This is a genomic window from Peribacillus kribbensis DSM 17871, assembly GCF_000430765.1.
In the GTDB taxonomy this organism is placed as follows: domain Bacteria; phylum Bacillota; class Bacilli; order Bacillales; family DSM-1321; genus Paraperibacillus; species Paraperibacillus kribbensis.
This window is the reverse complement of sequence record NZ_AUMQ01000042.1, coordinates 14,531-36,872: the sequence shown is the minus strand read 5'-3', so window position 1 is coordinate 36,872 and position 22,342 is coordinate 14,531. Positions and strand designations below refer to the sequence as shown.

Here is a 22,342-nt window from a genome sequence, read left to right as displayed (position 1 = left end):
TTTTTCTATAAATTAAGCTTCGAAAAATTCGATTTCTTTGCTGTCAGTAGTCAATGTTACGATTGCTTTACGGCGTTTGTTTGTGTAGCCGGCATAACGGCCCATACGCTTAAACTTGCCTTTGTAGTTCATGATGTTAACTTTAGCAACCTGTACGTCAAAGATTTCTTGAACAGCATCTTTAACTTGAGTTTTGTTGGCTCTAACATCCACTTCAAAAGTGTACTTTTTATCAGCCATGATGTCTGAAGAAGCTTCAGTAATTACGGGGCGCTTAATGATATCACGAGCATCCATTATGCAAGCACCTCCTCTACTTTTTCAACAGCAGCTTTAGTTAGGATCAATTTGTTGTGTCCCACTACATCAAGTACGTTCAGGCCGTCTGCCTCAACAACTGTGACACCAGGAATGTTACGAGCTGATAGAGCTACGTTTTCATTCAGGCTGTCAGTTACGATAAGTGTTTTCGTGTCAACTGAAAGTCCTTCAAGAACTGCTTTGAATTCTTTTGTCTTTGGTGCTTCAAAAGATAAGTTTTCAAGCACTAAGATATTCTCTTCTTGTAATTTTACAGAAAGAGCAGATTTAATAGCTAAACGACGCATTTTCTTAGGCATTTTGTAGCTGTATGATCTTGGAGTTGGTCCAAATACAGTACCGCCGCCGCGCCATTGTGGAGAACGAATTGAACCTTGACGTGCACGGCCAGTTCCTTTTTGTTTCCATGGCTTGCGTCCACCGCCTGCTACTTCAGAACGGCCTTTTACTTTGTGAGTTCCTTGACGTAAAGAAGCTCTTTGCATGACGATTGCTTCAAATAATACAGCGTTGTTTGGTACGATACCAAACACGGAATCATTAAGCTCGATGGTTCCACCTTGAGTTCCATCTTGTTTGAAAAGTGTTACTTGTGGCATTCCAATGCTCCTCCTTTCCTGAAAAGATTACTTAGATTTTACCGCACTTTTAATTTTCAAAAGAGCTTTTCTTGCTCCAGGTACATTACCTTTGATTAATAGAAGATTGCGGTCAGTATCTACTCTTACAATTTCAAGGTTTTGAACAGTGATTTGATCTCCACCCATACGTCCTGGCAATAATTTGCCTTTGAATACGCGGTTTGGAGCAACTGGTCCCATTGAACCAGGGCGTCTGTGATAACGGGAACCGTGTGCCATTGGTCCTCTAGATTGTCCGTGGCGTTTAATAGCACCTTGGAAACCTTTACCTTTAGATACACCAGTTACATCTACTATTTCGCCTTCTGCGAAAATATTAACATTGACTTCCTGACCAACCTCATACTCTCCGAGGTTAACTTCGCGGAATTCACGAATGAAGCGCTTAGGAGCAGTCTTCGCTTTTGCAGCATGTCCTTTAGCCGGCTTGTTAGAAAGCTTTTCACGCTTGTCTTCAAAACCTACCTGAACAGCTTCGTAGCCATCTGTCTCAACTGATTTTACTTGAAGCACTACGTTTGGAGCAGCTTCAACAACAGTTACAGGAATAAGCTCACCGTTTTCTGCGAATACTTGCGTCATACCGATTTTTCTACCTAAGATTCCTTTGGTCATTAGTCACACCTCCTGTGATTTTATCTTTTATAATTAAAGTTTGATTTCGATGTCAACGCCTGACGGCAAATCTAAACGCATCAATGAATCAACTGTTTGCGGAGTTGGATTGACGATGTCGATTAGACGTTTGTGTGTACGCATCTCGAATTGCTCACGAGAATCTTTGTACTTATGAACCGCACGAAGGATTGTATAAACAGATCTTTCAGTTGGTAATGGAATCGGACCAGATACAGCCGCACCAGAACGCTTAGCAGTTTCAACGATTTTCTCAGCAGATTGATCAAGGATTCTGTGATCATATGCTTTTAAACGGATACGAATTTTTTGTTTTGCCATTACTTTTCCCTCCTTTTCGCCTATTTTCAAAATAGACATTTCTCAGTGAAAATTTCCCACACACTCGCCATGGCAAAGCGGCCGGGTGTGTCAGCAACCTCTCACATCATCGCGGTCAAAGACCAACATTGTCTATTATACATAAAACCCAGTAATTAAGCAATACTTATTTAAACTTTTTACACGGGTTGCACACTTCTACTATTATACATACCTAAGCCTATAATTTCAAGATGCTGACAGATAATATTTTTTCGATTTTAAACCTGTTATTGAATTTTTTTTTACACAAAAGCCAAGATGTCCCTGGCAGAGTAAGTAAGGAGGCCGTTTGTATGGCATATTAGTAAAAGTAAATGGAATATCTATTATATATAGAAGAAAGATGTAAAAGCAGCGGAGTTGTTAAGCGGAAAAGATCACATTGAAATATCCTGAAATAGAAAAAAACAGAGGGCGTCCCCTCTGTTTTTCCGGAAGGCGTCCCTTCCTTTTTATTAACTTTATATCATTACAGTACTAATAATTAAGCTTGGATAGAAGCAACTACGCCAGCGCCTACAGTACGGCCACCCTCACGGATAGAGAACTTAGTACCTTCTTCAATAGCAACAGAAGCGATTAGTTCAACAGTCATTTCGATGTTGTCGCCAGGCATAACCATTTCTACACCTTCAGGAAGGTTGCAGATACCAGTTACATCAGTTGTACGGAAGTAGAACTGTGGGCGGTAGTTAGTGAAGAATGGAGTGTGACGTCCACCTTCTTCTTTAGAAAGAACATATACTTCAGCTTTGAACTTTGTGTGTGGATTGATTGTACCTGGCTTTGCTAGTACTTGTCCACGTTGGATATCTTCACGTGCAACTCCACGAAGAAGAGCTCCGATGTTGTCGCCAGCTTCTGCATAGTCAAGAAGCTTACGGAACATTTCAACACCAGTTACTGTAGTTGATTTTGGCTCTTCAGCTAAACCGATGATTTCTACTACATCACCGACTTTAACTTGTCCACGCTCAACACGTCCAGTAGCAACTGTTCCACGGCCAGTGATTGAGAAAACATCCTCAACAGGCATCATGAAAGGCTTGTCAGTGTCACGAGTTGGAGTTGGGATGTACTCATCAACAGCACTCATTAGTTCAACAATTTTCTCTTCCCAAGCAGCATCGCCTTCAAGAGCTTTAAGAGCAGAACCTTTAATTACTGGGATATCATCACCAGGGAATTCGTATTCAGAAAGAAGGTCACGAATTTCCATTTCAACTAGTTCTAGTAGTTCTTCGTCGTCAACCATGTCACATTTGTTCATGAATACAACTAGGTAAGGAACACCTACTTGACGAGAAAGAAGAATGTGCTCACGAGTTTGTGGCATTGGGCCGTCAGAAGCAGAAACAACTAGGATTCCGCCGTCCATTTGAGCAGCACCAGTGATCATGTTTTTAACATAGTCAGCGTGTCCTGGGCAGTCAACGTGTGCGTAGTGGCGAGAATCAGTTTCGTACTCAACGTGTGCAGTAGAGATTGTGATTCCACGTTCTCTTTCTTCTGGAGCACCGTCGATTTGGTCATATGCACGTGCTTCCGCTTGACCAGACTTAGCAAGTACAGTTGTAATAGCAGCTGTTAAAGTAGTTTTACCATGGTCAACGTGACCGATTGTACCGATGTTAACGTGTGGCTTAGAACGATCGAATTTAGCTTTTCCCATTAGGATTTGCCTCCCTAAAATTATATTTTATTTGATTAAGTATAGTGCTATGAAAGTAGGAATGTCCACTTTCATAGCTTACATAAGTAGTTATACTTTAATGAAAGATGAAAATCAATTATTCACCTTTATTTTTTTTGATAATTTCTTCAGAGATTGACTTTGGAACTTCTTCGTAATGATCGAAATGCATAGAGAATGTACCGCGACCTTGCGTGTTTGAACGCAGTGAAGTAGCATAACCAAACATTTCAGAAAGTGGAACGAACGCTTTAACAACTTGTGCGTTTCCGCGAGCTTCCATACCTTCCACTCGACCACGGCGGGAAGTTACATCACCCATGATATCTCCAAGATATTCATCAGGAATAACAACTTCAACTTTCATGACAGGTTCAAGAATGACTGGCTTACACTTAGAAGCAGCATTTCTAAGAGCTAGTGAAGCAGCAACTTTAAATGCCATTTCTGAGGAATCGACATCATGATATGATCCGTCATAAAGTTTAGCTTTTACATCGACAAGCGGGAATCCTGCAAGTACGCCTCTTTCAAGTGCATCTTCAAGACCAGCTTGTACAGCAGGGATGTATTCACGTGGAACAACACCACCGACGATTGCGTTTTCGAATTCAAAGCCTTTTCCTTCTTCGTTTGGTGAGAACTCAATCCAAACATGTCCGAATTGTCCGCGTCCACCAGATTGACGTGCAAACTTACCTTCAACCTGTGCAGATTGGCGGAAAGTTTCACGGTAAGCAACTTGAGGAGCACCCACGTTAGCTTCAACCTTGAACTCACGACGCATACGGTCAACAAGGATATCCAAGTGAAGTTCGCCCATACCTGCAATGATAATCTGACCTGTTTCCTGGTCAGTATGTGCACGGAATGTCGGATCTTCTTCTTGTAGTTTTTGAAGAGCCGTTGTCATTTTATCTTGGTCAGCTTTTGATTTAGGCTCGATGGATAGAGAGATAACCGGCTCAGGGAATTCCATTGATTCCAGGATAACAAGGTTTTTCTCATCACATAGAGTATCACCAGTAGTGGTGTCTTTCAGACCCACAGCTGCCGCGATATCCCCAGCATATACTTCTGAAATCTCTTGACGGGAGTTTGCGTGCATCTGCAGGATACGTCCTACACGCTCGCGTTTTCCTTTTGTAGAGTTTTGTACATAAGAACCAGAGCTCAATGTACCAGAGTATACACGGAAGAATGTTAATTTACCGACATAAGGGTCAGTCATAACCTTGAAAGCAAGAGCGGAGAATGGCTCGCTGTCGCTTGAAGGACGAGTAACCTCTTCTTCAGTATCCGGAAGTGTTCCTTTGATTGCAGGAACATCTAATGGAGATGGCAGGTAGTCAATTACTGCATCAAGCATTAACTGAACACCTTTGTTTTTGAATGCAGAACCACAGATTACCGGATAGAATTCAACATTAACAGTACCTTGACGGATTGCAGCTTTAAGCTCTTCTTTTGAAATCTCTTCTCCACCAAGATATTTTTCCATTAATTCTTCATCTAGTTCAGCTACAGCTTCAATTAATTTCTCACGGTATTCCAGAGCTAGATCCATATGTTCTGCAGGGATTTCACGGACCTCTATATCAGTGCCTAAATCATTGCTGTAAAATACAGCATTCATTTCAACTAGGTCAATGATAGCTTCAAACTCATCTTCTGCTCCGATTGGGAGCTGGATAGGATGAGCGTTCGCCTGAAGGCGGTCATGAATAGTCTTAACAGAATATAAGAAATCCGCACCGATTTTATCCATTTTATTAACGAATACTACACGCGGAACTCCGTAAGTGGTTGCCTGGCGCCAAACTGTTTCTGTCTGAGGCTCAACACCTGATTGAGCATCAAGAACAGCTACAGCTCCATCCAATACACGAAGGGAACGTTCAACTTCAACTGTGAAGTCTACGTGTCCTGGTGTATCGATGATGTTAACGCGGTGTCCTTTCCACTGGGCAGTTGTAGCAGCGGAAGTGATAGTGATTCCGCGCTCCTGTTCCTGCTCCATCCAGTCCATTTGTGAAGCACCTTCGTGTGTTTCACCGATTTTATGGATACGGCCAGTGTAATAAAGAACACGCTCGGTTGTAGTTGTTTTACCGGCATCAATGTGGGCCATGATGCCGATATTACGAGTGTTTTCTAAGGAGAACTCTCTTGCCATTTGGTCTTTCTCCTTCCTAATATGAAAATGTTAGTATGAATCTTACCAGCGGTAATGAGCGAATGCTTTGTTGGCTTCTGCCATCTTGTGTGTATCTTCACGCTTCTTAACTGAAGCTCCTGTGCTGTTCGCAGCATCCAGGATTTCATTAGCAAGACGCTCTTCCATCGTTTTTTCTCCACGAAGGCGAGAGTAGTTTACTAACCAGCGAAGACCAAGAGTTGTACGGCGTTCTGGGCGCACCTCAATTGGTACTTGATAGTTCGCACCACCTACACGGCGTGCTTTTACTTCTAGTACAGGCATGATGTTTTTAAGAGCAGCTTCGAATACTTCCATAGGCTCTTTGCCAGTACGTTCTTGAATGATATTAAATGCAGAGTAAAGTATTTTTTGAGACTTACCTCTTTGTCCGTCAACCATCATTTTATTAATCAGGCGGCTGACAAGCTTTGAGTTATAAAGCGGATCAGGCAATACGTCTCTTTTGGATACAGGTCCTTTACGTGGCATCTTATTTCCTCCTTTCGGCGAATCTATTTATTTAATCAATGATTATTTCTTTGGAGCTTTAGGTCGCTTAGTACCGTACTTAGAACGGCCTTGCATACGGTTGTTAACACCAGCAGTATCAAGCGCACCACGTACGATGTGATAACGTACCCCCGGTAAGTCCTTTACACGTCCTCCACGGATTAATACAACACTGTGTTCTTGCAGGTTGTGTCCGATACCAGGAATGTAAGCTGTTACCTCGATACCATTAGTCAAACGCACACGAGCGTACTTACGAAGCGCTGAGTTTGGCTTCTTCGGTGTCATTGTACCAACACGAGTACACACACCGCGTTTTTGTGGAGATGATACGTTAGTTTGCGCTTTTTTAAAGCTGTTATAGCCTTTATTTAACGCAGGGGATTTTGATTTTTCTTCTTTTGTTTCGCGTCCCTTACGTATTAATTGATTAATAGTAGGCATTATTGTTTTCCTCCCTTCACTTTTTCATTTCTAGACCCACACATCCAGGTGGTTCATAAATGAGCAAAAACAAAGTTTTTGTAGTTTTCTACAAAAACAGTTTTACTTTTTAATTGCAACAGCAACTGCTCCGACTTCAATCCCGCACGCTTTTCCGAGCTTCTGCATCGAATCCACATATGTGACTGGAACGTTATATTCCTTAGAAGCTTCAAGAACTTTAGCTTTCATCTTAGGATCAGCATCTGATGCCAGAAACACTTCAGATATCAACTTATTCTTAAGAGCTTTTACTGTTTGTTTTGTTCCTACAATGACTGTGTCAGCCTGTTGAACTTTTTCATAAGACATATAATATCCTCCAAAGTACAGGGTATTATAGGAGCACCTTTGCTATAGTAACATCTTTTTATAGATACTGTCAACTGTTCATGAGAAAATTTTCTCAATCACTTGCAGCCGGCACTTCCCTGCCCTCAAAAAGCTGCAAAACGGCCGGTGATCAAAGTCACCGGCCCTTTTGCTTATTCTACCGTAACGGTTTCCTCAGAGGAATCTTCAGCCAATTTCGGATCGGCTTTACGGTATCTCAGCATACCTGTTCCTGCAGGAACCAATTTACCGATGATAACATTTTCCTTAAGACCGAGTAGTTCGTCACGTTTTCCTTTGATTGCTGCATCTGTAAGGACTCTGGTTGTTTCCTGGAAGGATGCGGCTGACAGGAATGAATCTGTCTCAAGGGACGCTTTTGTAATACCCAGCAATACAGGACGGCCAGTTGCCGGAACCTTGCCTTCGAGTACGGCTTTTTCGTTAGCATCAGTGAACTGGTGGATATCAAGAAGCGTGCCAGGAAGCACTTCGGATTCACCCGCATCGAGAACACGGATTTTACGAAGCATCTGCCTTACCATAACTTCAATATGCTTATCACCAATTTCAACACCCTGCATACGATATACCTTCTGTACTTCGCGAAGCAGATATTCCTGAACGGATAATACATCTCGGATTTTCAGCAATTCTTTAGGATCGATAGAACCTTCTGTCAGCTCTTGTCCTCTTATCACTTTAGAATCCACCGCAACCTTTAAGCGGGCGGTATACGGAGCCGTGAAAGAGCGTGATTCCACTTCACCCTGAATAGTGATTTCCTGCTGTTTATCACGCACTTCATTAATCGCGGTAACAGTACCGTCGATTTCTGAAATAATGGCCTGACCTTTTGGATTTCTCGCCTCGAACAATTCCTGGATACGCGGAAGACCCTGAGTGATATCGTCTCCTGCAACCCCTCCGGTATGGAATGTACGCATGGTTAACTGAGTACCTGGTTCACCGATGGACTGCGCAGCAATGATACCAACTGCTTCTCCCACTTCAACTTCCTGTCCTGTTGCAAGGTTTCTTCCGTAACACTTTTTACATACACCATGGCGCGTATTACATGTGAAGGCAGAACGGATCCAAACTTTCTCCACTCCAACTTCCTCAATATACTTAGCCAGGTCTTCTGTAATAAGATCATTTTCCGCCACGATCACTTCATTCGTTTCCGGATGTTTAATCGCCTTTCTTGCATAACGGCCTATCAGACGCTCTTCCAGGCGTTCAATGGTTTCTGTACCATCTTTAAGTGCACTGATCAGAAGTCCGCGGTCAGTTCCACAGTCGTCATCTCTGACGATAACATCCTGGGCCACGTCTACAAGACGGCGTGTAAGATAACCGGAGTCAGCTGTTTTAAGGGCTGTATCGGCAAGACCTTTACGCGCACCGTGAGTGGAAATGAAGTATTCCAATACAGTCAATCCTTCACGGAAGGACGATTTGATCGGCAACTCGATGATTCGTCCAGCCGGGTTGGCCATGAGTCCGCGCATACCAGCAAGCTGAGTGAAGTTGGATGCATTACCACGGGCACCGGAATCACTCATCATGAAGATTGGATTGCGTTTGTTCAAGGACTGCATCAGTTTAGCCTGGATGGAATCCTTCGCACCACTCCAGATGGAGATCACTCGGTCATAACGCTCTTCTTCAGTAATCAGACCGCGTCTGAACTGCTTCATTACGTTATCCACCTTGGATTGTGCTTCATCAATGATCTGCTTTTTCTCTCCAAGAACCACGATATCTGCCACACCTACGGTGATACCGGCTCTTGTGGAGTGTCTGAATCCAAGATCCTTCATGCGGTCAAGCATTTTGGATGTTTCAGTGATTTTGAAACGTTTAAATACTTCCGCAATGATATTCCCAAGGAATTTCTTAACAAATGGATCTACGCCTTCCTGTGCTTTGATCCGCTCTCTGACATCCTGGCCCTTCTCCACGAAATACTTTTCAGGAGTTTTTTCTTCCAGGTTCAATGGAGTCGGTTCATTCAAATACGGGAATGTGTCAGGCAGGATTTCATTAAAGATCAGCTTGCCGACAGTTGTAAGAAGAAGCATATTATTCTGCTCTTCCGTGAACGTACGGTTTTTCAAAGAACCGGCATGAACAGCTACACGGGTATGGAGATGAACATATCCATTCTGGTAAGCAAGCACCGCTTCATTTGTATCTTTAAAGATCATACCTTCTCCAATTGCACCTTCACGTTCCATAGTAAGGTAATAGTTACCCAATACCATATCCTGTGACGGTGTAACTACCGGTTTTCCATCCTTAGGGTTAAGGATATTCTGGGCAGCAAGCATAAGGAGTCTTGCCTCCGCCTGAGCTTCTGAAGAAAGAGGTACGTGAACAGCCATTTGGTCACCGTCAAAGTCCGCATTATATGCTGTACATACAAGCGGGTGCAATCTGATGGCGCGCCCTTCAACAAGTGTCGGTTCAAATGCCTGGATACCCAGTCTATGCAGAGTCGGTGCACGGTTAAGAAGAACCGGGTGCTCCTTAATTACGGATTCAAGCACATCCCAGACTTCAGGCTGCAGGCGCTCGATTTTCCGTTTTGCTGATTTAATATTATGGGCAAGTCCTTTGCCTACAAGCTCCTTCATAACGAAAGGCTTGAACAGCTCGATTGCCATTTCCTTAGGAAGTCCGCACTGATACATCTTCAGGTTCGGTCCTACAACGATAACAGAGCGTCCGGAGTAATCAACACGCTTACCAAGAAGGTTTTGACGGAAACGCCCTTGCTTCCCTTTCAGCATGTGAGAAAGTGATTTCAGCGGACGGTTACCAGGCCCTGTTACAGGTCTTCCGCGTCTGCCGTTATCAATCAGCGCATCTACAGCTTCTTGAAGCATACGTTTCTCGTTTTGTACGATGATGCTTGGTGCACCAAGGTCAAGAAGACGCTTCAAGCGGTTGTTCCGGTTAATAACCCTGCGGTATAAGTCGTTCAAGTCAGATGTTGCAAAACGTCCTCCATCCAATTGGACCATCGGGCGGAGCTCCGGTGGAATAACAGGAAGAACATCAAGAATCATCCATGAAGGCTCATTGCCGGAATTACGGAAAGCCTCCAGCACCTCAAGGCGCTTAATTGCACGTGTACGACGCTGTCCTTGGGCTGTTTTCAATTCTTCTTTTAAGAAATCAACCTCTTTATCAAGATCGATATCCAATAGAAGCTTTTTAATCGCTTCTGCACCCATGGCTGCCTGGAACTTATTACCGAATTTTTCGCGGTATGCACGATATTCCTTTTCTGAAAGCAATTGCTTCTTATCAAGGGATGTATCGCCAGTTTCAGTTACAACATAGGAAGCAAAATAGATGACTTCTTCCAAAGCCCTTGGGGACATATCAAGAACAAGTCCCATACGGCTTGGAATGCCTTTGAAATACCAGATATGTGAAACCGGAGCGGCTAGTTCAATATGGCCCATGCGCTCGCGGCGTACTTTTGCGCGGGTTACTTCAACACCGCATCGATCACATACGACACCTTTATACCGCACTCTTTTATACTTTCCGCAGTGGCATTCCCAGTCCTTTGTTGGACCGAAAATGCGCTCGCAGAACAAACCGTCTTTTTCAGGCTTAAGAGTACGATAGTTGATGGTTTCCGGTTTTTTTACTTCTCCAAATGACCAAGAACGAATCTTGTCAGGTGAAGCTAAACCGATTTTCATATACTCAAAATTATTAACGTCTATCAAGGGGCCTACCTCCCTCTTAAATCTCCGGGTTTTACCCTAATTGCTTATATGCAGAACTGTTTTACTCTTTAGAGCCTACGATTTCTGATTCAGGTTCTTTCGGGTCAGAGTCAATGGTCAGCGAATCGGCTTGATTCAGTTCTTCTTCATCATCCAGATCCCGCATTTCTATCTCTTTATCATCACTTGACAGGATTTTAACATCCATACCCAAGCTCTGAAGCTCTTTAATTAGTACTTTGAATGATTCCGGAACGCCAGGTTCTGGTACATTCTCACCTTTAACAATTGCTTCATATGTTTTTACACGGCCGACAACATCATCGGACTTAACAGTAAGTATTTCTTGAAGAGTATATGCAGCACCGTAAGCTTCAAGCGCCCATACCTCCATCTCTCCAAAGCGCTGTCCGCCGAACTGCGCCTTACCGCCAAGCGGCTGCTGTGTAACGAGTGAGTATGGTCCAGTTGAACGGGCGTGCAGTTTGTCATCAACCATGTGTGCAAGCTTAATCATGTACATGATTCCGACAGAAACACGGTTGTCAAACGGTTCGCCAGAACGGCCGTCATACAACACGGTCTTAGCGTCATTTGCCATACCAGCTTCAGCGATCGTTCCCCAAACGTCTTCTTCACGCGCACCATCAAATACAGGTGATGCAACATGAATTCCAAGATATCTAGCGGCCATTCCAAGATGAAGTTCAAGCACCTGACCGATATTCATACGAGAAGGAACTCCCAGCGGGTTAAGCATGATATCGACTGGAGTGCCATCTGGAAGGAAAGGCATATCTTCTTCAGGAAGTATGCGGGATATTACCCCTTTATTTCCGTGGCGGCCGGCCATTTTGTCACCTTCAGAAATTTTACGTTTCTGAACGATATACACGCGGACAAGCTGATTTACACCTGGAGGCAGCTCATCGCCGTCTTCACGGTTGAAGACTTTGACATCCAGAACAATTCCGCCTCCACCGTGAGGTACCCTTAGTGATGTATCACGCACTTCACGGGCCTTTTCGCCGAAGATGGCATGAAGAAGCCGTTCTTCTGCAGTTAGTTCCGTTACACCTTTTGGCGTAACCTTACCAACCAGCAGGTCTCCGTCTTTTACTTCCGCACCCACCCGGATAATTCCACGCTCGTCAAGGTTTCTCAAAGCATCTTCCCCAACGTTAGGAATATCCCGGGTAATTTCTTCAGGTCCAAGTTTTGTATCACGAGACTCTGATTCATACTCTTCAATATGAATAGATGTATATACATCGTCTTTTACAAGACGTTCACTCATAATGATGGCATCCTCGTAGTTGTAACCATCCCATGTCATGAAGGCAACCATTACGTTGCGTCCAAGGGCAAGCTCACCCTTCTCCATAGATGGTCCATCAGCTAGGATTTCCCCTTTTACAACATGGTCGCCGACACTTACAATCGGACGCTGGTTGTAGCAGGTTCCCTGGTTGGAACGGATGAACTTCAGCATTCTGTACTTATCCAGATCACCTTTTACTTCCTGTCCGTCCACTTCTTTAATTCTTCTTACCCAGACTTCTCTGGATTCAACATGCTCGACAATTCCTTCATGCTTACAGATGACAGCTGCACCGGAGTCCTTTGCAGATACATATTCCATACCAGTACCAACAATCGGAGCTTCAGGCTGCATCAAAGGAACTGCCTGCCGCTGCATGTTCGCTCCCATAAGGGCACGGTTCGAGTCATCATTTTCAAGGAACGGAATACACGCAGTCGCAGCAGAAACGACCTGTTTAGGAGAAACGTCCATATAGTCAACACGGTCACGTTTTACTACTGTGTTTTCACCGCGGAAACGGGCAATGATATCTTCTTCTACAAAAGCACCATTCTCATCAAGGATTACATTCGCCTGAGCAACTACATAGTTATCCTCTTCATCGGCAGTCATATAGTCGATGCGGCTGGTAACTCTTCCTGTTTCAGGGTCAACCCTGCGGTATGGGGTTTCGATAAATCCAAAACGATTCACTTTTGCAAAGCTGGAAAGTGAGTTGATCAATCCGATATTCGGACCCTCCGGAGTTTCAATCGGACACATACGGCCATAGTGCGAATAGTGAACATCACGCACCTCAAAACCTGCGCGTTCACGTGTCAATCCGCCAGGTCCGAGTGCTGATAGTCGGCGTTTGTGTGTCAATTCAGCCAATGGATTCGTTTGATCCATGAACTGTGACAGCTGTGAGCTTCCGAAGAACTCTTTAATAGATGCGATAACAGGACGGATATTGATTAACTGCTGAGGTGTGATCGTGTTTGTATCCTGAATGGACATTCTCTCACGAACAACCCTTTCCATACGGGAAAGACCGATTCGGAACTGGTTCTGAAGCAATTCCCCAACAGAACGCAGACGGCGGTTTCCAAGATGGTCAATATCATCTGTGTCGCCCACAGAGTGCAGCAGGTTAAAGAAATAGCTTATAGAAGAGATAATATCGGCAGGAGTGATGTTTTTCACTTCTTCTTCCACATAAGCATTTCCGATGACATTAATAACTTTTTCACCCTCTGAATCACTAGGTGCATAGATTTTGATAACCTGCATCTGGATATCTTCTTCTACGACGCCATTGGATGGAGCAAAGGATTTGAACTCAACCCCGTTTTCCAAATAAGGAATGATACGGTCAAGGTTTCTGCGGTCAAGCAAGGAGCCAGCTTCAGCAATCATTTCACCGGTTTCGGGATCAGCAAGTGTCTGTGCAAGACGCTGATTGAACAGGCGGTTCTTGATATGAAGCTTTTTGTTAATTTTATAGCGTCCCACATTCGCTAGATCATATCTCTTCGGATCAAAGAATCGGGAAACTAATAAGCTCTTTGCATTTTCTACGGTTGGCGGCTCGCCTGGACGAAGACGCTCATAGATTTCAAGCAGGGCTTTTTCTGTGCTTTCGGTGTTATCCTTTTCAAGCGTATTCCGAATATATTCGTTATCGCCGATAAGGTCGATGATTTCTTGATCAGAGCCAAACCCGAGTGCACGCAGAAGAACAGTTACCGGCAATTTTCTTGTACGGTCTATTCTTACGTAAACTACATCTTTTGCATCTGTTTCATATTCCAGCCAGGCCCCACGGTTTGGAATGACAGTGGCCGTATAGCCCCTTTTGCCATTCTTGTCTACCTTTCCGCTGTAATAAACGCTCGGTGAACGCACAAGCTGTGATACGATTACACGTTCAGCCCCATTTATTACAAATGTGCCTGTTTCAGTCATTAGCGGGAAGTCGCCCATGAATACATCCTGGTCTTTAACTTCTCCTGTTTCCTTGTTTACTAGGCGCACTTTCACACGAAGTGGAGCAGAATAAGTAACATCACGCTCTTTAGATTCTTCCACTGGGTACTTGGGATCTCCCAGGCTGTAATCAATGAACTCAAGCGATAGGTTACCTGTAAAGTCCTCGATAGGGGAAATATCCTGGAACATTTCTCTTAAACCCTCATCAAGAAACCATTGATAAGAAGAGGTTTGAATTTCTATAAGATTCGGTAATTCCAAAACCTCGCTAATTCTTGCATAAGTTCTTCGCTGGCGGTGTCGTCCATACTGAACTAGTTGACCTGTCAACTCATTCACCCCTCAAATCAAACATAATAAGGATATATCCGGCCTGATTTATAATCAAGCCCGTCTATGTAGTAATTTACACACAGACAAAAAGAAAAAGGGTTTTCTATCTAAAAACCACATTTTCAAAAAAACAAACTATTATCAATATATTTTTTCCCATTCAGGCTCATTTTATACTATAATAATAAAGAGAGTCTGCATAATCCAGGAAATTATATATATGCATTAAATAATATTATCATAGCCATATTTGCGAGTCAAACCTTTTCATAAAAAACTGTTTGGGTTTTATTTCCTTAATGGTTTTTCTTCGACAAAAGGATGTAGTATCCTTTTTTTCTTTCAACAGCTTCCACATTTCCAAACAAATTCTCCATTTTTTCCATCGCAGAAGGAGCTCCCTGCTTTTTCTGGATGACAACCCATAGTTCTCCTCCGGGAGCCAGCTTTTCATAGCTCTGCTCTAATATTTCATGAACCACCTTTTTCCCAGCTCTGATGGGAGGGTTAGTCAGGATGGAAGCAAAATCCCGATTCTTTACTTGTCCAAGCTTGTCGCTCTCATAGATTAAAACATTTGCAACGTGATTGATTCTTGCATTTTCTTTTGAAAGTTCAATAGCCCTCTGGTTCACATCTATCATATGGACTTCTGCCTGCTCCAGCTCCGACGCAAGCGAAAGGCCGATCGGTCCGTAGCCGCAGCCCACATCCAGCAGGTTCCCGTCTACATCCTCATTTGGTTTAAACGTTTCAATAAGAAGCCTTGAGCCAAAATCCACTTCTTTTTTGGAGAAAACGCCGTTATCTGTCTTGAATTTAAATTCTTTATTCCTTAAGGTGTATGGCCAATATTGCGGATTGCTTTCTGTATTGGGGGATTGAGTGTAATAATGTTCACTCATCATATATTCCTCCTTTAATCAAGGAAGTTTCAGAGGTCTAAAACTTTCAGGTAATAAGATTATAGTCAAAAAAAGCCCGCTCTAAAAGCGGGCTTTTCTTTTATGCTATATTACTTAACTTCAACGCCAGCTCCAACTTCTTCAAGTTTAGCTTTGATTTCTTCAGCTTCTTCTTTAGAAGCTCCTTCTTTAACTGCTTTTGGAGTGTTGTCAACAAGTTCTTTCGCTTCTTTAAGACCAAGACCTGTGATTTCACGTACCACTTTGATAACTTTGATTTTTTGGTCGCCTGCGCTAGTAAGAACAACGTCAAATTCAGTTTGTTCTTCAGCAGCAGCTCCACCAGCAGCTCCGCCTGCAACAGCAACAGGAGCAGCAGCAGTTACGCCGAATTCTTCTTCGATAGCTTTTACAAGATCGTTAAGTTCTAAAACAGTCATGGATTTAACTGCTTCAATGATTTGTTCTTTAGTCATTTTATAGTTCCTCCTTGAGTAATTGTTTATTATTGTTATGCCAGGCTAATTTATAAAAATCAGCTTACGCGCCTTGTTCTTCTTTTTGATCTGCAACAGCTTTTGTCGCAAGAGCAAGGTTGCGGATAGGTGCTTGAAGTACGCTGAGTAGCATAGAAAGAAGTCCTTCGCGAGATGGAAGTTCAGCAAGAGCTTTAACTTCTTCAACTGTTGCGATATTTCCTTCAATCACACCTGCTTTGATTTCAAGTGCTTCGTGTTTTTTAGCGAAATCATTAAGGATTTTCGCAGGAGCCACAACATCTTCGTTACTGAACGCAATTGCGTTTGGACCAGTAAGAGCTTCATTCAAACCAGAAAGCTCAACTGCTTCAGCAGCACGGCGAGTCATTGAGTTTTTGAAAACTTTAAGCTCGATGCCAGCTTCACGAAGCTGCTTACGAAGTTCTGTTACTTCTGCAACTGTAAGGCCGCGATAATCAACAACGATTGTAGATTTGCTTTCTTTAAATTTACCAGCAATATCATCTACGATCAGTTTCTTTTGTTCAATTGCACTGCTCATCTAGACACCTCCTATAAGATTTTGTTCAAACACGATTCATACCATGAAAAAGCCTCCATATCTTGCAGACACGGAGGCAGTAAATTCGTATAGTCAGAGACTTTATATCGAAATTACCTCGGCAGGACATTAAGCTGGTAACAGCACCTGCTGTCTACGGTACAAATGTATTCTATTTTCAACAAGAAATATCATATAACATATTTCTTGTAATGTCAACAAATTATTTTGTTACAGCAGATGAAGCATCAACCTTAACGCCAGGGCCCATTGTAGAAGTAACAGAAACGTTCTTCATGTAAGTGCCTTTTGCAGCAGCAGGCTTAACTTTCATCATTGTGTCGAAGATTGTGTTAAAGTTTTCGATTAACTTCTCATCTTCGAAAGAAACTTTGCCGATTGGTACGTGGATGTTGCTTTGTCTGTCAACACGGTACTCAACTTTACCAGCTTTGATTTCTTTAACTGCACGGTCAACGTCAAACGTAACAGTACCAGTCTTAGGGTTTGGCATTAAGCCTTTAGGTCCTAATACACGTCCAAGCTTACCAACTTCACCCATCATGTCTGGTGTAGCAACGATCACGTCAAAATCAAACCAGCCCTGCTGGATTTTGTTGATGAAGTCTGCATCGCCGACAAAGTCAGCACCGGCAGCTTCTGCTTCTTTTGCCTTTTCGCCTTTAGCGAATACTAGAACACGCTGAGTTTTACCAGTTCCGTTCGGAAGAACAACTGCGCCACGGATTTGCTGATCAGCTTTCTTAGGGTCTACTCCTAAACGGAATGCCACTTCAACAGTTGCATCAAATTTAGCAGTGTTTGTTTTCTTAACTAGCTCAATAGCCTCTGCTACAGAATAAGCTTTAGTGCGATCTACAAGCTTGACAGCTTCTAGATACTTCTTGCCTTTTTTAGCCATTTTAATTGTCCTCCTATATTGTGGTTTTAGCGGAATAACCTCCCACGAACAAAGGTTGCGAGTATTTTAAACAACACCGCAACCCCCAAAAAACACCTAGCAATTTACATGGATTAGTCTTCGATGACGATACCCATGCTTCGAGCAGTACCTTCAACCATGCGCATAGCGGATTCAACGCTAGCGGCGTTCAGGTCTGGCATTTTAGTTTCAGCAATCTCACGTACTGTATCACGCTTGACTGTAGCAACTTTTTTACGATTAGGTTCACCCGAACCAGACTCAAGACCAGCTGCTTTTTTAAGAAGAACGGCAGCGGGCGGAGTTTTCGTAATAAATGTAAATGAACGGTCTTCAAATACCGTGATTTCAACTGGGATAATCAGACCAGCTTGATCTGCTGTACGAGCGTTGAACTCTTTACAGAAACCCATGATGTTAACACCGGCTTGACCTAGAGCAGGACCAACTGGTGGTGCTGGATTAGCTTTACCTGCAGGAATTTGCAGCTTTACTAGTTTAATTACTTTTTTAGCCACGAGACACACCTCCTTATCGTCCGTGATGTGGTATATGGGTCAAAAACCCTCCCACTCATCTGGATTCTTTATATTTAAAATAAAGAATTGTCGAATAGTTTATGTCTCTGTTCGGAGACATACTGACCCTTGAAATATTACCACTTTTTTAAACTTATTTCAAGTTTATTTTATGTTATATTTTTTCCACCTGTCCAAAATCCAGTTCTACCGGAGTATCGCGGCCGAACATATTTACCAATACCTTAAGCTTAGACTTATCCTTATCGATCTCTTCAATCGAACCGACAAATGTAGCGAAAGGACCTTCTTTCACCTGAACTTTTTCCCCAATTGTGAAATCAACATCGATTCGCTTCTCATCCATGCCCATATGCTTGAGTATGTTTACCACTTCGTCAGGAAGAAGCGGAGTCGGTTTCGAACCTGAACCTGCTGAACCAACAAAGCCTGTTACACCCGGTGTATTGCGTACCACATACCAGGAGTCATCCGTCATGATGATCTCAACCAGGACATATCCAGGGAAAACCTTTTTCTTGACGGTTTTCTTTTTTCCGTCTTTAATGCTTGTTTCTTCTTCTTCAGGAACAACCACGCGGAATATCTTATCCTGCATGGCCATTGTTTCTACACGCTTCTCCAGATTGGCCTTAACCTTATTCTCATAGCCAGAGTAAGTGTGAACTACATACCAATTCTTTTCCATTTGTTAGGACTTTAAAGTCCTTCCCTCCCTATAAGGAAATTATAGCTTTATACAGGCAGCGCCATCCTGCCGGCTTCACTGCAGCATGCTTTATCGAACCAAAAACATCCAGAGGAAAACATGTAGGATAAAATAAGGCATTTCAGCTGACGAGTTTAAAAAAAGCCAAATTAAAAAACCCGTTTCCGGGCTTTTCGTCAAAAAACTATTAATATAAACACCATTATACCATGATTCACAATTATTTATTCAAGTATTAGCCGAATTAACTTCGAAATCCCCAAATCCACAACAGCAAAAAACAGGGCCATAAAAATGATGGTTGATAAAACTGTGACCGTGTAAGAAGTAAGCTCTTTACGGTTTGGCCAGCTGACTTTTTTCATTTCACGGCCTACGCCGCGGAAAAACTCGGATATGCGCTGCATCATGTAACCTCCACCCCGGGTAAAATGACTGGTTTCTATGTCTGTAGAACTATTACTTTGTCTCTTTGTGAAGAGTATGCTTATTGCAGGTACTGCAAAATTTATTAATCTCTAACCGTTCAGATGAGGCCGCTTTATTACTCTCCGTAGAATAATTTCTGGACCCGCATTCTGTACAGGATAACACTACTTTTTTTCTCAATGAAAACACCCTTTAATTATACACTCTAATGATATACCTCAAAACTGTATCACGCCTGCCTTTTTATGTCAATACCCCCAAAAGCGGAAGCGGCTCGCTCAGCCCCGACAAGCATAAGGCGGGCAGGCCGGGAGAAGGTGCTCTTCCTTCTCTTGGACTGATCGCCTTATGACTCGAGGGGTTAGCCGCTGGAGCTGGATGCTGACTGCTTCCAGAGACAATACCTCTTTTTTTCTTCATATAGCGGAAGCGGCTTGCTCAACCCCGACAAGCATAAGGCGGGCAGGCCGGGAGAAGGTGCCCTTCCTTCTCTCGGACAGATTGACTTATGACTCGAGGGGTTAGCCGCTGGAGCTGGATGCCGACTGCTTCCAGAGACAATGCCTCTTTTTTCTTCTTATAGCGGAAGCGGCTCGCTCAGCCGGATGTATCTGGTTATTCGCTCCGCACTGTGAACAGCTTTATCTTAATTGCGGCGTTATTTACCTTATTTCGCCTTTTCAGGATTAATTGCATCATTTTCTAATTTTATTGCGTATTTTCTGCCTTTAATTGCGTCTGCCCTCATCTTGGCCTGCAAGTACCGTTCTTCCAGGCATAAAAAAAGCAGGCCATAGACAGGCCTGCTTATACACGAAGGGATTTATAATTCGACTTCTCTCAGCTCCAGATAGCGCTCGAGCTTTTTCTTCACGCGCTGCAAAGCATTGTCGATGGATTTGACATGGCGGTTCAGCCCCTCTGAGATTTCCTGGTAGGACTGTCCGTCAAGATATAGGGACAGGACACGTCTTTCAAGATCGCTGAGGAGCTCGTCCATCTTAAGTTCGATATCATCATATTCTTCCCGGCTGATAATCAGTTCTTCAGGATCAAACGCTTTGGCTCCGGCCAGTACATCCAGAAGGGTCCGATCGGAGTCCTCTTCATAAATAGGTTTATCCAGGGAAACATATGAATTCAGGGGAATGTGTTTCTGCCTCGTGGCCGTTTTAATTGCAGTGATAATCTGCCTTGTAATACAGAGCTCTGCGAATGCTTTGAAAGAGGATTGTTTATCTTCCTTAAAATCCCGGATGGCTTTGAAAAGGCCAATCAGCCCTTCCTGGACAAGATCTTCTTTATCCCCGCCAATCAAAAAATAGGTCCTTGCTTTGGCACGGACGAAGTTCCTGTATTTTACAATCAGGTACTCCAGGGCCTCGCTTTCTCCGTTATGAACAAGTTCCACCAATAGTTCATCATCAAGCAGTCCGTACTGTTCACTATGCATGGCTTCTTTTCCCGCAATCACATATATCCCTCCAGCCGAACACGTAGATAAGGATATTATACAGGAGGAAATTTTTGGACGTCAATAACTCAAAAACTCCCCCTGCGCCATTTTTCGAAAATTTCTGCCACTTCACTGCTGAGTGCAATTTTAGAGGAAGGTTTTTTTTCCTCTGCTACCTTTTTTTCAATCTCTTTGTCAATATGCTGGATTTCATTATACAGCTCCCTGGCGGATATCCGGAGTGCGCCCTGTCCGAAAATGGCCCATTGCTCAGTGGCATCAGAGGTCGCAACATGCACCTGGGTCTTGATGTTATTTAATTCTATGGCGAGCTTCTCGATCCGCTCATCCGCCGACTCGTTTTCCTTGGTAAAAATGACTTCCACTTTATAATTTTGATACTTTTTTTCTGTTCCATGCACATAATGCGCGTCAAATACGACGATAACCCGATACCCGCTGTAAGCCTGATATTCAGCCATCCGTTGGACTAGACTGTCTCTTGCAGCAGAAAGATCACGATTCCGGAGCACCCTAAGTTCCGGCCATGCCCCGATCATGTTGTAGCCATCAACCAGGAGAACGTCCATATCCTCATTCTCCCAGGGGATGCCGCTTGCGGTATACCTCGTACATCAATAATCCGGCTGCAACGGATGCATTAAGAGAAGTCACCTTCCCAGCCATTGGCAGATGGAACAGGAAGTCGCACTTTTCCTTGATAAGCCGGCCCATCCCCTTTCCTTCACTTCCAATGACCACCGCCAGCGGCATAGCACCGTCAATCCTGCGATAATCCTGGCTGCCTTTTGCATCTGTGCCAGCGACCCATACACCGCGGCTTTTCAATTCATCAATAGTCTGTGCCAGATTAGTCACACGCGCTACCGGTATATGTTCAATAGCCCCGGTGGACGCCTTCGCCACTGTGGATGTCAGCCCCACCGCCCTGCGCTTCGGAATGATGATGCCGTGTGCTCCTGAGCAGTCAGCCGTTCTCATAATAGATCCTAAATTATGTGGATCCTCAATTTCATCCAATATCAAAAAGAACGGATCCTCATTTCTCTCTTCCGCTTTCTTGAACAAATCCTCAAGGTCCGCGTAATCATACGCAGCAGCCTGTGCAATCACGCCCTGATGGTTTCCTTCGGACATTTGATCGATTTTCTTGCGAGGTACAAATTGAATCATGATATTTGCTTCTTTAGCCATGCCGATAATAGGCTGCATAGAGCCCTTTTGTGATCCCTCAGCAATCCAGATCTTATTAATTTCCCGATTGGCTCTTAAGGCTTCCTGCACCGGATTTCGGCCGATAATATATTCTTCGTTCATTTGCCTGTTCCTCCTTTCTCGGCTTCGATGTATAAAATAGCCTGTCCAATCAGCTCTTCCATTCTTGCTTTTTCCCCGCTTAAGAATAAGTGGCCGATAAGCGCTTCAAAAGCAGTGCTGTACCTATAGGTTTGGACATCCGTATTTTTCGGCACCGTGCCTGACTTGGCATTTCTACCCCTTTTGACAACAGCTGTTTCCTCCTCTGACAAAGCCCCATCCTCCATGAAATGATGGATGATTCTGCTTTGAGCTTTCGCCGAGACGAAATGGGTCGATTCCCTGTGCAGCTGATGAGGTCTGATTCCTCCTTTGAGGAGCAGATGATGCCGTACATAGCTTTCAAATACGGCATCCCCCATATATGCGAGTGCTAAGCTGTTCAGTAAGTTTGGATTTAAATCTTTATCATACTCTAGCAT

The 22,342-nt window shown here is 43.5% G+C and carries 23 protein-coding genes and 1 other annotated feature; all 23 genes read right to left on the bottom strand.

From position 1 onward, the window contains the following. Positions 1-12 precede the first annotated feature (12 nt). Complete coding sequence (gene rplW / locus H539_RS0109430; protein ID WP_026693323.1) at positions 13-297, bottom strand: 50S ribosomal protein L23; 285 nt, start codon at positions 295-297, stop codon at positions 13-15. Further along, entirely contained in the window at positions 297-920 is a 624-nt protein-coding gene (gene rplD, locus H539_RS0109425) for a 50S ribosomal protein L4 (protein ID WP_026693322.1), read from the bottom strand. Before rplD ends, rplW begins: the two co-directional genes overlap by 1 nt. A gap of 27 nt (positions 921-947) precedes the next feature. Beyond that, on the bottom strand, positions 948-1,577 hold the full coding sequence (rplC, locus tag H539_RS0109420; protein ID WP_026693321.1) for a 50S ribosomal protein L3: 630 nt from the start codon (positions 1,575-1,577) through the stop codon (positions 948-950). A 33-nt stretch (positions 1,578-1,610) separates the two neighbouring features. Beyond that, positions 1,611-1,919, bottom strand: coding sequence for a 30S ribosomal protein S10 (gene rpsJ / locus H539_RS0109415; protein ID WP_019244375.1), 309 nt, complete (start codon positions 1,917-1,919; stop codon positions 1,611-1,613). A 526-nt stretch (positions 1,920-2,445) separates the two neighbouring features. Next, positions 2,446-3,633: an elongation factor Tu gene (gene tuf / locus H539_RS0109410; RefSeq protein WP_026693320.1), complete on the bottom strand. Its 1,188-nt coding sequence runs from the start codon at positions 3,631-3,633 to the stop codon at positions 2,446-2,448. Between the two features lie 118 nt (positions 3,634-3,751). Further along, positions 3,752-5,830, bottom strand: a complete 2,079-nt coding sequence (fusA, locus tag H539_RS0109405) for an elongation factor G (protein ID WP_026693319.1) — start codon at positions 5,828-5,830, stop codon at positions 3,752-3,754. Between the two features lie 42 nt (positions 5,831-5,872). Then, positions 5,873-6,343: a 30S ribosomal protein S7 gene (gene rpsG / locus H539_RS0109400; RefSeq protein WP_026693318.1), complete on the bottom strand. Its 471-nt coding sequence runs from the start codon at positions 6,341-6,343 to the stop codon at positions 5,873-5,875. A 42-nt stretch (positions 6,344-6,385) separates the two neighbouring features. After that, a complete protein-coding gene (gene rpsL, locus H539_RS0109395; protein ID WP_026693317.1) occupies positions 6,386-6,808 on the bottom strand; it encodes a 30S ribosomal protein S12 in 423 nt (140 codons plus the stop codon). 102 nt (positions 6,809-6,910) lie between these two features. Then, a complete protein-coding gene (locus tag H539_RS0109390) occupies positions 6,911-7,159 on the bottom strand; it encodes a 50S ribosomal protein L7ae-like protein (RefSeq protein WP_026693316.1) in 249 nt (82 codons plus the stop codon). 173 nt (positions 7,160-7,332) lie between these two features. Next, positions 7,333-10,932, bottom strand: coding sequence for a DNA-directed RNA polymerase subunit beta' (gene rpoC / locus H539_RS0109385; RefSeq protein ID WP_026693315.1), 3,600 nt, complete (start codon positions 10,930-10,932; stop codon positions 7,333-7,335). A 61-nt stretch (positions 10,933-10,993) separates the two neighbouring features. Beyond that, positions 10,994-14,557 (bottom strand): DNA-directed RNA polymerase subunit beta, encoded by a 3,564-nt coding sequence (rpoB, locus tag H539_RS0109380; RefSeq protein WP_035322261.1) that lies wholly within the window; start codon positions 14,555-14,557, stop codon positions 10,994-10,996. Between the two features lie 299 nt (positions 14,558-14,856). Further along, complete coding sequence (locus H539_RS0109375) at positions 14,857-15,465, bottom strand: class I SAM-dependent methyltransferase (protein ID WP_026693313.1); 609 nt, start codon at positions 15,463-15,465, stop codon at positions 14,857-14,859. Between the two features lie 110 nt (positions 15,466-15,575). Next, positions 15,576-15,941 carry a 50S ribosomal protein L7/L12 gene (gene rplL / locus H539_RS0109370; protein WP_026693312.1) on the bottom strand — a complete coding sequence of 122 codons (366 nt, stop codon included), beginning with the start codon at positions 15,939-15,941 and terminating at the stop codon, positions 15,576-15,578. A gap of 64 nt (positions 15,942-16,005) precedes the next feature. Beyond that, complete coding sequence (gene rplJ / locus H539_RS0109365; RefSeq protein WP_026693311.1) at positions 16,006-16,506, bottom strand: 50S ribosomal protein L10; 501 nt, start codon at positions 16,504-16,506, stop codon at positions 16,006-16,008. Between the two features lie 36 nt (positions 16,507-16,542). After that, positions 16,543-16,684 (bottom strand) — a sequence feature (ribosomal protein L10 leader region). Positions 16,685-16,729: 45 nt separating this feature from the next. Further along, positions 16,730-17,428 (bottom strand): 50S ribosomal protein L1, encoded by a 699-nt coding sequence (gene rplA / locus H539_RS0109360; protein WP_026693310.1) that lies wholly within the window; start codon positions 17,426-17,428, stop codon positions 16,730-16,732. A gap of 113 nt (positions 17,429-17,541) precedes the next feature. Next, positions 17,542-17,967, bottom strand: coding sequence for a 50S ribosomal protein L11 (gene rplK / locus H539_RS0109355; protein ID WP_026693309.1), 426 nt, complete (start codon positions 17,965-17,967; stop codon positions 17,542-17,544). Positions 17,968-18,142: 175 nt separating this feature from the next. Next, entirely contained in the window at positions 18,143-18,676 is a 534-nt protein-coding gene (nusG, locus tag H539_RS0109350; protein WP_026693308.1) for a transcription termination/antitermination protein NusG, read from the bottom strand. A gap of 245 nt (positions 18,677-18,921) precedes the next feature. Further along, entirely contained in the window at positions 18,922-19,104 is a 183-nt protein-coding gene (secE, locus tag H539_RS0109345; protein WP_026693307.1) for a preprotein translocase subunit SecE, read from the bottom strand. Between the two features lie 52 nt (positions 19,105-19,156). Continuing rightward, on the bottom strand, positions 19,157-19,306 hold the full coding sequence (gene rpmG / locus H539_RS30710; RefSeq protein ID WP_081415832.1) for a 50S ribosomal protein L33: 150 nt from the start codon (positions 19,304-19,306) through the stop codon (positions 19,157-19,159). Between the two features lie 643 nt (positions 19,307-19,949). Then, on the bottom strand, positions 19,950-20,579 hold the full coding sequence (sigH, locus tag H539_RS0109335; RefSeq protein WP_051348523.1) for an RNA polymerase sporulation sigma factor SigH: 630 nt from the start codon (positions 20,577-20,579) through the stop codon (positions 19,950-19,952). Positions 20,580-20,668: 89 nt separating this feature from the next. Further along, the gene (locus tag H539_RS0109330; protein ID WP_026693305.1) at positions 20,669-21,172 is read right to left on the bottom strand and encodes an NYN domain-containing protein; all 504 of its coding nucleotides are present in this window, start codon (positions 21,170-21,172) and stop codon (positions 20,669-20,671) included. Between the two features lie 4 nt (positions 21,173-21,176). Next, the gene (gene rlmB, locus H539_RS0109325) at positions 21,177-21,920 is read right to left on the bottom strand and encodes a 23S rRNA (guanosine(2251)-2'-O)-methyltransferase RlmB (RefSeq protein WP_026693304.1); all 744 of its coding nucleotides are present in this window, start codon (positions 21,918-21,920) and stop codon (positions 21,177-21,179) included. After that, positions 21,917-22,342: a Mini-ribonuclease 3 gene (locus tag H539_RS0109320; protein WP_026693303.1), complete on the bottom strand. Its 426-nt coding sequence runs from the start codon at positions 22,340-22,342 to the stop codon at positions 21,917-21,919. Before H539_RS0109320 ends, rlmB begins: the two co-directional genes overlap by 4 nt.

Coding starts and splice junctions, on each gene's coding strand:
- rplA (WP_026693310.1), bottom strand. CDS start 17,428: ATGGCTAAAAAAGGCAAGAAGTATCTAGAAGCTGTCAAGCTTGTAGAT.
- H539_RS0109330 (WP_026693305.1), bottom strand. CDS start 21,172: ATGGACGTTCTCCTGGTTGATGGCTACAACATGATCGGGGCATGGCCG.
- rplW (WP_026693323.1), bottom strand. CDS start 297: ATGGATGCTCGTGATATCATTAAGCGCCCCGTAATTACTGAAGCTTCT.
- H539_RS0109390 (WP_026693316.1), bottom strand. CDS start 7,159: ATGTCTTATGAAAAAGTTCAACAGGCTGACACAGTCATTGTAGGAACA.
- H539_RS0109375 (WP_026693313.1), bottom strand. CDS start 15,465: ATGAGTGAACATTATTACACTCAATCCCCCAATACAGAAAGCAATCCG.
- nusG (WP_026693308.1), bottom strand. CDS start 18,676: ATGGAAAAGAATTGGTATGTAGTTCACACTTACTCTGGCTATGAGAAT.
- secE (WP_026693307.1), bottom strand. CDS start 19,104: ATGCAGCGCATATCCGAGTTTTTCCGCGGCGTAGGCCGTGAAATGAAA.
- rplL (WP_026693312.1), bottom strand. CDS start 15,941: ATGACTAAAGAACAAATCATTGAAGCAGTTAAATCCATGACTGTTTTA.
- fusA (WP_026693319.1), bottom strand. CDS start 5,830: ATGGCAAGAGAGTTCTCCTTAGAAAACACTCGTAATATCGGCATCATG.
- rplJ (WP_026693311.1), bottom strand. CDS start 16,506: ATGAGCAGTGCAATTGAACAAAAGAAACTGATCGTAGATGATATTGCT.
- sigH (WP_051348523.1), bottom strand. CDS start 20,579: ATGCATAGTGAACAGTACGGACTGCTTGATGATGAACTATTGGTGGAA.
- rlmB (WP_026693304.1), bottom strand. CDS start 21,920: ATGAACGAAGAATATATTATCGGCCGAAATCCGGTGCAGGAAGCCTTA.
- rpsJ (WP_019244375.1), bottom strand. CDS start 1,919: ATGGCAAAACAAAAAATTCGTATCCGTTTAAAAGCATATGATCACAGA.
- rplD (WP_026693322.1), bottom strand. CDS start 920: ATGCCACAAGTAACACTTTTCAAACAAGATGGAACTCAAGGTGGAACC.
- rpsG (WP_026693318.1), bottom strand. CDS start 6,343: ATGCCACGTAAAGGACCTGTATCCAAAAGAGACGTATTGCCTGATCCG.
- tuf (WP_026693320.1), bottom strand. CDS start 3,633: ATGGGAAAAGCTAAATTCGATCGTTCTAAGCCACACGTTAACATCGGT.
- H539_RS0109320 (WP_026693303.1), bottom strand. CDS start 22,342: ATGCTAGAGTATGATAAAGATTTAAATCCAAACTTACTGAACAGCTTA.
- rplC (WP_026693321.1), bottom strand. CDS start 1,577: ATGACCAAAGGAATCTTAGGTAGAAAAATCGGTATGACGCAAGTATTC.
- rpsL (WP_026693317.1), bottom strand. CDS start 6,808: ATGCCTACTATTAATCAATTAATACGTAAGGGACGCGAAACAAAAGAA.